The organism is Deltaproteobacteria bacterium (genome assembly GCA_018668695.1).
GTDB lineage: Bacteria > Myxococcota > XYA12-FULL-58-9 > XYA12-FULL-58-9 > JABJBS01 > JABJBS01.
The window spans coordinates 1-9,752 of the sequence record JABJBS010000272.1 but is presented as its reverse complement, the minus strand read 5'-3'; the positions used below and the strand labels follow the sequence as shown (position 1 = coordinate 9,752).

At 51.8% G+C, this 9,752-nt stretch carries 7 protein-coding genes; 5 read left to right on the top strand and 2 right to left on the bottom strand.

Annotation, left to right across the window (positions count from 1 at the left end; genetic code table 11):
• Together HOK28_14550 and HOK28_14545 are read left to right on the top strand one after the other, a co-directional pair.
• On the top strand, positions 1-426 hold a 426-nt coding region (locus tag HOK28_14550; protein ID MBT6434315.1), incomplete at its 5' end, for an alpha/beta fold hydrolase.
• A gap of 104 nt (positions 427-530) precedes the next feature.
• A complete protein-coding gene (locus tag HOK28_14545) occupies positions 531-2,618 on the top strand; it encodes a serine/threonine protein kinase (protein ID MBT6434314.1) in 2,088 nt (695 codons plus the stop codon).
• Here the strand turns inward: HOK28_14545 and HOK28_14540 are convergent.
• Positions 2,615-2,818, bottom strand: coding sequence for a hypothetical protein (locus tag HOK28_14540; GenBank protein MBT6434313.1), 204 nt, complete (start codon positions 2,816-2,818; stop codon positions 2,615-2,617). The two genes, HOK28_14545 and HOK28_14540, sit on opposite strands and share 4 nt — an antisense overlap.
• A gap of 213 nt (positions 2,819-3,031) precedes the next feature.
• Between HOK28_14540 and HOK28_14535 the strand changes: the two genes are divergently transcribed.
• Positions 3,032-3,943 carry a LysR family transcriptional regulator gene (locus HOK28_14535; GenBank protein ID MBT6434312.1) on the top strand — a complete coding sequence of 304 codons (912 nt, stop codon included), beginning with the start codon at positions 3,032-3,034 and terminating at the stop codon, positions 3,941-3,943.
• Here the strand turns inward: HOK28_14535 and HOK28_14530 are convergent.
• The gene (locus tag HOK28_14530) at positions 3,932-4,282 is read right to left on the bottom strand and encodes a hypothetical protein (GenBank protein MBT6434311.1); all 351 of its coding nucleotides are present in this window, start codon (positions 4,280-4,282) and stop codon (positions 3,932-3,934) included. The two genes, HOK28_14535 and HOK28_14530, sit on opposite strands and share 12 nt — an antisense overlap.
• 313 nt (positions 4,283-4,595) lie before the next feature.
• Here HOK28_14530 and HOK28_14525 point away from each other — a divergent pair, with 313 nt between their 5' ends.
• Both HOK28_14525 and HOK28_14520 read left to right on the top strand, forming a co-directional pair.
• Positions 4,596-8,279: a hypothetical protein gene (locus HOK28_14525; protein ID MBT6434310.1), complete on the top strand. Its 3,684-nt coding sequence runs from the start codon at positions 4,596-4,598 to the stop codon at positions 8,277-8,279.
• Between the two features lie 192 nt (positions 8,280-8,471).
• Positions 8,472-9,752 (top strand): hypothetical protein (locus HOK28_14520; GenBank protein ID MBT6434309.1); only part of this gene is annotated, 1,281 nt, incomplete at its 3' end.

Here is a 9,752-nt window from a genome sequence, read left to right as displayed (position 1 = left end):
GTTCCAAAGCTTGCAAGTTGTTTTCTGGGTTCAGCACGCTCTCGTATTCGAGCCTTTAAGCGTACTTTATTTCCGGATGACTTTATCGCTACCAAAGACGACCAATGGTTTCGCTCGTTACTGCGACGAGATTTTAACGGACACCCATCGATGGTGGACCTTGTGGCTCAGGGAAATGCATGCCGGGCCCATGATACGGCCGATAGGCTGCATCGTCTTCGTGGTTTACCTACATTGGTGGTTTGCCCGGAGCAGGATGTCATCATTCACCCCAGCGAAAGTCGGCGTTTGGCACGCCTGATACCCGGAGCTCATCTGCTGAAGTTCCCGGATGCAGGCCATGGAGTGAATTGGCAGCATGTTGATGCCGTCAACGCTGCTCTCTTGAGTCATTTTCAGGCGGCCGATGCACGATTTGCGGCTTAGACCTGAGGCGGAAGTACGTGCTACCCTCCCAATATGATGATTCGTGGAGCATCTGCTAAAACCGTGGGCAACCATTTAAGCCTATTGCCGAGAATAGATTCATAATGGTTGAAAAAGATAACGATTCTAAAAAGACGGAACTTGTTCGCCTCAACGCCCGGCACCCGTTTGCGCAGCGTATTGGTACCGGCGTGGGCTCAGAGATTTTTCTCGCGATGCAACAGGGCGAGTCCAATACTTTTCAACGCCTTGTGGCGGTAAAAAAAGTAGCAGCGCTCTTTGGAAGCAGCGGCGAAAATGAGCTGATTCGCGAGATCCGCGCCGCGGCTGGCCTAAGTCACCCCAATATTGTTCGTATCTATGGTGCAGAGAAAAGTGGTGCGAGGCTTTTGGTCTCCATGGAGTATGTTTTTGGACATCGCCTGAGCACCCTAATGACCGCCATGCGAGAGCGCGAGATTGAGTTTCCCGTTCCAATATTACTTCGAATGATGGTCCAAGCGTGTGAGGCCTTACACCATGCACATAGTGCGCGAGGTCTTGATCAGGCTGCCCTAAATCTAGTTCATCGCGACGTATGCCCTGAGAATATGATGCTCGATGTGCACGGTTATTTACGCATTGTCGACTTCGGACTGGCTAAACTAAAAGGGGGCGAAGATACGACCATTCCTGGAAGAGTGAAGGGGCGCTTTCTCTATATGCCGCTAGAGCAGATGAGAGGGGATCCAATTGATAACCGAAGTGATATCTACTCTTTGGGGATGACCTTCTATGAATTGGCGACGTTAAGAGCGCCACGTGAAGCTCGAAATATTAAAGCAGCGTACGATGAAGCTCTGGGACAGCAAAAGGCGAAACCGATTTCGACGCTTAGCTCTTGCCCGCGTGAGTTAGATGTTCTGTTTGAAAAAGCCACGGCGACTTTACCGGCGGATCGGTACCAAGCCGCTCGAGAGTTTAGCCTTGGGGTTGAAGAGGCTGCTAAGCAAACTCAAGGACTCGCCTCGATTGCTGATACCGAACGATGGTTGGAAACGCACTTTTCAGACCTTCGTAAAAGACGAGAGGCTTTCGAACGAAACTTTGCTCAGTCTGTTGAACAAGCTCAGGTGGAAAAGTCTGAAGTCTCTGTTCCCACACTTCCCGTGGAAGAAGTTCAGCCAAGTGCAGAGGTGATAAGCGTAGAGGAAAAAACAACTCGATGGTTAATCGTTTCTCTTTGCGTTTTTGTAGCGGCTCTTATTGCTGTGACCACTCATTATTTAACCCGTGAACGCCAAACGATAAGCTTTACTGAAGGGTTTCAAATTGAGACAGACGCCAGCGAGGCGAGTATCTTTGTTTTATCTATTCCAGAGCGCGCCTTGCTCTACGTTGACGATTCGTTGGTGGGGAAGGTCAGTCGGCTCGGTGTGACCGTTAGGCTCGAGCCTAAGAAAAACCATAAACTTCGGTTAGAGCTTGAAGGTTATAAGCCTTATGAAGTTTTAGTTGAGGGTCAGGCAGGTGTTGCCGACCAGCTCATCGCTCAGCTGGAACCCGTTGGAAAGATGGCACCTAAAGTTCCAAGCAATCTGGGTAAACGCGAGAAGAAAATGAAGCGGGAGTTACTGAACGAAGAAGTGACACCTGAGGCACCAAGCTCCGAAGTGCAGGAGACTTTGCCTAAGAAGGCTTCTGCCGTTCAACCTGCGCCAATCGCGGCAGAGCCACAAGGACAAGTTAAAAAGCCACCGGCTCGTATAGGGTTTGTGCAACGTGGACTGCACCCCATCGAGTGGGGGATGAATAAACGTGCGGTCAAGAAGGTGTTGGCCGGAATGGATCCTGAAAAGACCACGGGCCGTGTGGATTCCTATCGAGGCCAGTTTTATGGTCTGCGTAGTATTCAAAACTTTGTCTATTTAGATTCAGGCTTGGGGGCGGTGATTTATCTTTTACCGCAGACTGAATTGAGTGCGGGTGAAGCCGCCTTCAATAAAGTTCTGGCACAATTTAAACTTGAGTTTGGTGAGCCGAAGAGTGAACAAAAAGTTTCTGGTAACGAGTGGCAAGTTTATTGGAGCCATTCGCGAGGAGAGCTTTTATTGGTGTGGAATTCGAAGAAGAAACTGTCTCAAGCGCTGAAGGTTATGTACCTGAGTATGCCCTGGCTCGAGCTCCAAAAGCAGCTTGGCAACATGCCTTAAGAGCGTTTTTGAAATTCGGCTTGCAGTGAGTGCAGCAATCGCTTTGCGGTTTTAAGCAATACTTCATGCTGATGCGAAGGATCTTTCTCGTAGAGTCTCTCGGCTTGAATCAGCATGTTGCATGCGCGGCTCATCCCGTCGAGCTGCTGGCGCGAAAAATGGCTCGAATCGAGCTTTGAATTTGTATGTTGATTGAGCACAACGTCCCTCCCCAGGTCATGTAATGCTTTCTAATGCACCGCGTATAACGAGCTTTGGGTCTCCTGGTAAAGTAGTTTTGAAATAAAAGTTCATATTTTTCGGACGCTTAGGGGATTTCCTGACAGAGCGGTCAGGATTGTTAAGGGTATTCTCTTGCTAAACATGTGAACGAGTGGGTAGATAATTGATAAGTTTGTTCAGGATTATTGAAGATGAATTTGACGTTAGATCAGCTTGAGGTTTTAGAGACTATTGACCGATTGGGCAGTTTTTCCGCGGCTGCGCGCCATTTAGGCCGAGCCACTTCGGCCGTAAGTTACGCTATTAAGTCACTTGAATCCGCTTTGGATGTCGAACTCTTTGATCGCAGTGGTCACCGGGCTGAGTTAACGCGCTCTGGGCGACTGGTTTTGGCAGAGGCGAATGAAGTTTTGACCCGTGCTCGTGGCATTGAGTCACTGGCCTCACGCTTACAGGGTGGTTGGGAAGCCAGGCTGGCGGTGGTGATTGATGGGGTCATTTCACTCGAGCCAGCGATGCGTGGTCTCAAAAGATTTACCGCCCGGGACTTGCCCACAACCGTTGAGCTGCGACTGGATTATTTGGGCGGGGTTCAAGAGCGGTTTGAATCTGCGCGTGCGGATTTGATGCTTACTGTTGATACCATTACAGAGCCAGGCTTTGTCGTTAGACCATTGAGCCCGGTTCAGATGGTGCTGGCGACGCATCGGGGCCACCCATTGGCCGCCCATAAACGAACTTTGAGCCGTGCTGATTTTCACAAGGCGGTTGAGCTTTTAATCGCCCCTGTTCATGCTCGTGAGCTTCCACATATCAGAAAGATGTTTATGGATGGACCCCATGTGTTTGAACTGAGTGATTTCTACTCGAAACGTCAAGCCTTATTGTCTGGAGTGGGCTTTGGCTGGATGCCGAGACATTTAATTGATGATGTTTTAAATTCAGGTGATTTGGTTGTTTTAGATTTTGATGAAGGTGCAAATCACCGCCTGATCCCTCAATTGGTTCACCGCCGAGAGTTTGCACTCGGCCGTGCTGCTGAATTTTTTGTGGAATTGCTTGAAGAAGAGTTTGCCCGCGATTTGGTAGCATCAGTTCAGTAAACTTGCGCTGAGAAACAAAGCACAGCCCAAGAAGCATAATCCGCAGCCCAGAGCCCCACTTACAAATAGAATATTTAGCCGTTTTTGGACGTCTTCCGGGAAGTGACGATGAAGGGGGCGTGGGTCGATCCACCAGCGTGTGGCGGGCAATGCCCGTTCACGAAGGAGTTTGAAAAGTAAATAATGGTAGACCGCGGCGCACAGTCCTCCCGCGCCAAAGCCGATAGCTAGGCAAACCAGTGCCGCCATCACGAGATTTGTGAATCCAAACCAAGTGGGAAGCCCCAGTAAAATCAGGAGACTTGCCATAATGCCCAATACAAATAGTGCTTCAAGCATGCTGAATTTTACGAGTTTCCACCGGGAAGGCCAAGGATTGACGACCACTTGGGAACTCCGGTCGCCATCTTTGAACCGATAACCAGGTAGTCAAGCTCCGGCACCGACGGTCGAAGAGGAACTAGGATACCGTTATGATTCAATATTTTTATAAAAATATCGAACCAGTATCCGTGTGAGCGGGTATGCGCGGAATAATCGGCGGTTGGGTCGAAGGAACGAATTATTCAGTTTTCAAGTGGAGGTAGGACACTGTATACCAATGTGTCTTGGCCCACCCGAAACCTGTTTGTCCACTGTATGGGGAATAACAATGCGAACTTGTGTCCGTTTGATGAATTCTATTGTGTCCTTTAAGCAGCCTGGTGCACGTCTCGCACTTGCTATGCTTTTGATTTTTGGCGTGGGCTGCAGCGACCGAGTAGCGGGTCTTGGTGCGGCGACTCCTGTGTCGGAAGCCGTGCCCTGTGGTGGTGATTGCCCTGATGGAACCACATGCGCCCCAATCGTAGACGACAATGGTGAGCTTATCTTTCAATGTGTCGATGTTCACCTGCGTTACTGTGCCCCGTGTTTAGAAGACAACGATTGCATCGATGATTGGATGCCTAATGCCGGAAGTGTTTGTGTAACATATTCCGACGGCTCTGGTTCCTATTGTGCGACTGACTGCAGCGAACATTCCGACTGCCCAGAGGAATCCTATTGCTTTGTTCGCCCAGAAGATGGCCGCGCCGTCTGTATGCCTGACAATGGTTTATGTGATTGTACCGATTGGGCGATTGATAATGAAGCGACGACCAGCTGTTCGGTTACGAATGCTCAGGGTACTTGCGGAGGCGTTCGGTCTTGCACTGAAGATGGCCTTACACAGTGTGATGCGCTCACACCTGCTCCAGAGTCGTGCAATGGTATCGACGATGACTGCAATGGTGAAACGGACGAGAGCTTTCCTGAGGCAGGCGAGGTTTGCGACGGAGAAGATGGCGACTTGTGTAATGACGGGTTCATGATTTGTGCGGATGGTGCTTTGGTTTGTGACGAGGGCCCGGAAGGCCGCGCGGAAATCTGCAATGGCTTAGACGATAATTGTGATGAGATTGTTGATAACATTTCAGTGATGCAGCCGGGAGATTTACAAGCAGGCGTTTGTGTTGGCAGCGAACAAATTTGTTCAGGTGAAGAAGGCTGGTTGGAGCCAGACTACACGGTTATTGCCGATTACGAAGTGGAAGAGGTTACCTGCGACGATATCGACAACGATTGCGACGGCGAGACTGATGAGCCTTTTAGTGAAGGTGGACTGGTTACGTTTACCGACTTGGACGGAACGCCGGGCCTCGTCAAAGGAAATTCCTGCGGCGTGGGCTCATGTGGTCAGGGTACGGTTATCTGCAGTGAAGACGGTTCAGGGTTGGCTTGTGACACGGCCAGCCAAGTTTCGATGGAAGTTTGTGATGGCGTTGATAACGATTGTAACGGCAATATTGATGATATCGCGAGCCCGCCTTTAGCTCTAAATCAGGCCGGTGTTTGTGCTGGTGCGATTCAGGTTTGTAATGGTTCTTCCGGTTGGGCCGAGCCTGATTATGCCGCTATCGTAGGCTATGAGTCTGTGGAGTTAACTTGCGATGGCTTGGATAACGATTGCGACGGAGAAGTCGATGAAGAACTCGATGCTCCTGATGCGAACCTTACGAGCGGGGTATGCTTGGGTTCTCTTAAAGTCTGCGCAGGCAGCACGGGGTGGCAAGAGCCTGACTACTTTGCGATTGCCGGATATGAGACGGGTGAACTGAGCTGTGATGGTTTGGATAACGACTGCGACGCTGAGATTGACGAAAACTTGATGGCTCCGGCCGCAGTTTTACAAAGCGGCGTTTGTGTGGGTAGCGTTAAGGTTTGTTCCGGGGCGGCTGGCTGGCTGGAGCCTAATTATGGAGCCATTGCTGGATATGAAACCACGGAGGTAACCTGTGATGGCCTCGACAACGATTGTAATGCTTTTATCGATGATGGCCTTCAGTCTCCTTTGGCCGATAACCAAGTCGGTGTTTGCGCAGGCGCAGTAAAACTGTGCAATGGCGTATCGGGTTGGGCAGAACCGGATTACAGCGTGATGAATCAGTACCAAGCTTTTGAAGCATTATGTGATGAGTTGGATAACGACTGCGACGGCGATGTTGACGAACCGTTTAAGGCAGGCGGTACGGTAACTGTCTCCAACACGGATGGCACACCTGGCCTTGTTAAAGGCAATACTTGCGGCCTCGGTGATTGTTTGGGCGGCACAGTGGTTTGCTCACCAGATGGAATCTCGCTTGTTTGCTCAAGCGCAGATTTAGCAAGTGCCGAGATTTGCGATGGCGATGATAATAACTGTAACGGCGTAACAGATGATGACCTCACGCCGCCGTTAAACACCAACCAAAGCGGATTATGTTTTGGCACTGATCAAGTCTGCACAGGCGCATCCGGCTGGGTGGACGACTATTCACCGGTGGCTGGTTACGGTCTCTACGAAGAGCCTGACGGATCTTACCTCGATGAAAACTGTGATGGTATTGATGGAGATATTCTTTGGGCGGTATTTGTTGCTCCTACCGGCACCGATAACGGGATTTGTGATTTTGGTTCACCCTGTCTCACTTTGAACCATGCTTTTATTGCTGCTTCAAACCGAGGTTTAAGCGATGTGTACGTTCAGGCTGGGGAGTATGCTGAAACACTGACTCTCGTAGACGGTCTACGCGTGTTTGGCGGCTATGATTCTCTTTGGGCGAGAGACCAAAGAATTCTAGACGGTCATATGTCGACGCTTATTGGAGACTCGGATGCAAGCGGTTATGCCGTGGCGGTGAGTGCCAATTCGGTGGCGGGTTATATGGAAGGCATGATCATCAGAGCACCCGACGGCAAGGGAACGGGCGAGAGCAGTTATGGTGTGCATGGCGTAAGCAGTACCCTGACTTTTGAACGAATCACTTTCATGCAAGGTGATGGCGCACCGGGGTATCCTGGCAACAATGGTCAGAATGCTTCTGGTTCCGCGGCGCAAGGCGGCGGCAACGGCGGCGGCGCAGACGAGTATACGACCACCTGCAATGATTCCTCCCGCGGCGGCGGTGGGTCGGCTGGTTCCAATGGAGCTTGCTCAGGAACGGGCGGCGGCAATGGCGGCCGAGGCGGTACGATGGATTCGGATTGCGGATTTTGGACTTTGAATTACAACGCACGCTCGGGTGACTCGGGTAATAATGCTGTGATTTACGCCGGCGGTAGCGTCGGTTATCGTGGCAACGGCGGCGGTACCTGTGGAACGGGTGGGGCGGCGAATGATGGCTGGATTCAAAATGGTGTGGGCGGCTCTGGCGGCTCTGCTGGCGTTTTAGCTGGCTATTATTGGGTAGCCAATACGGGCTCTACCGGTGGTCTTGGTTCAAACGGTACGGGCGGCGGCGGCGGCGGTGGCAGCGGCGGCTGTGATGATGGAATCGACTCATATGGCGCGGGCGGCGGCGGCGGCGGAGCCGGCGGATGTGCAGCTCCTTCGGCGGCCAGTGGTGGCGGCGGCGGTGGTGCAAGCCTTGGAGTCTTTACCGTGAACTCAACACTTGTAGTTAAAACTTCTGATTTTGTCCGGGGCGCAGCCGGTGATGGCGGCTCTGGTGGTCTTGGCGGCCGGGGTCAAAGTGGTGGCAGCGGCGGCAGCGGTGGTAGCGCCGATGGCGACAGCAAGCGAGGCGGAGATGGCGGCTCTGGTGCACACGGTGGTCATGGCGGCGGCGGCGGCGGCGGTGCAGGTGGTCTTTGCTATGGCATTTTCACCTCTTCGAGCGATGTTTTGTCTTCGGGCAATACTTTTGAGGCGGGCGCAGCGGGCAGCGGCGGTGCGGGCGGCGATTCGGCGACTTCGGCACCGGTCGGTGAACGTGATGGAAACCCGGGCTCTAATGGCGTCGGTGGCGTCGTTGGTGAGGTTGGCGTAGCCCCTTAATTACGGGTTTTAAGACTCGGATCGACTCATGTTTTCCTAAATTCTTCGAAGTGTCCGTTAAACGCTTCCTAGAGGGCGATCGCGCGCTATTTATTCCAAATAATTGAATATTTCTCGCTGTTTTACCGTTCCCACTTCTAGGTGAGATCGTTATAACGCTGCGACTCAATTTAATTTTATTGGAGCATTTCCGTGCACACGTTTCCTTCCGGTGTTCTTCAGGCTGGTCGTTTCGGCTCATTTTTAACGGCAGCATCTTTGGTGCTGACTTTGGTTGTAGTGACTGGGTGTAACACCCGTCCGACAACTGGCGGCCTTCAAGGTGTTGAGATCCCAACGCCTGAAGCTGAACCCTGCGGCGGCGACTGCCCGGATGGTACGATTTGTGTACCGGTAATTGACGAGAACGGTGAACCTGCCTTTGCTTGCCTCGACGTTCATTTGCGCTATTGCTCACCTTGCCTTGAAGATTCCGACTGCATTGACCCCTTCATGCCCGATGCCGGTAGTCTTTGTGTGACACGTGAAGATGGCTCGGGCTCGTACTGTGCAACCGACTGCGCCGAGCACACAGATTGCCCCGAGGGTGCATATTGCCTCGAAAGAGAAGATGGGCGCGCGGTATGTATGCCTGAAAACCTGAACTGTGAATGCTCTGAGTGGGCGACCGAAAACGAAATGGTCACGCAGTGTAGCACGGCGAACGTGAACGGTACCTGTATCGGTCAACGGATTTGCAACGAAGATGGCTTAACCGAGTGTGATGCGCCGATTGCTCAAGAAGAAATTTGTAACGAAGCTGACGACAACTGTAACGGTTTGGTGGATGAGAGTTTCCCAACCGAAGGTGAAGCCTGCGATGGCGGCGACGGAGACTTATGCAGCGACGGCGCATTAACCTGTGACCGCGGCTTAGTCATTTGTCTCGAAGATCCTACAGGACGCAGTGAATCTTGTAATGGTCTCGATGACGACTGTGATTCTGTCGTTGATAACAATCTCGTGAATGTTTCAGCCGACAACCAGCAAGGTATTTGCGCGGGAAGCGTAAAGGATTGCTCCGGTGAAGCCGGTTGGACAGAGCCCGACTACATGATGCTCGAAGGTTTTGAAGCGGATGAGCAAACATGCGACGGCTTGGATAACGATTGCGATGGGGATACTGACGAACGATTCGGTGCAGAGGGTGAGATTGCCTTTACCGATGTTGACGCGAGCACTCGGTACCTTGGTGATACTTGTGGAGTGGGTGTATGTGCGGGCGGTTCAGTTGTCTGCAGTGAGGACGGTGAGAGCCTTATTTGCGATAGCGTTGAAGGCGCTCAAGCTGAAACCTGTGATGGTCTTGATAACGACTGTGATGGTCAGGTGGACGAGGGGTTTGATGCTCCGTTGTCGACTCTTCAAGATGGTGTTTGTGCCGGCATGGTTAAAGTTTGTGGTGGTATCGGCGGCTGGGTAGAGCCCGATTAC

What these genes read in the sequence shown, in the direction of transcription:
- HOK28_14535 (MBT6434312.1), top strand. Translation starts at nt 3,032, where the DNA reads ATGAATTTGACGTTAGATCAGCTTGAGGTTTTAGAGACTATTGACCGA.
- HOK28_14545 (MBT6434314.1), top strand. Translation starts at nt 531, where the DNA reads ATGGTTGAAAAAGATAACGATTCTAAAAAGACGGAACTTGTTCGCCTC.
- HOK28_14525 (MBT6434310.1), top strand. Translation starts at nt 4,596, where the DNA reads ATGCGAACTTGTGTCCGTTTGATGAATTCTATTGTGTCCTTTAAGCAG.
- HOK28_14530 (MBT6434311.1), bottom strand. Translation starts at nt 4,282, where the DNA reads ATGCTTGAAGCACTATTTGTATTGGGCATTATGGCAAGTCTCCTGATT.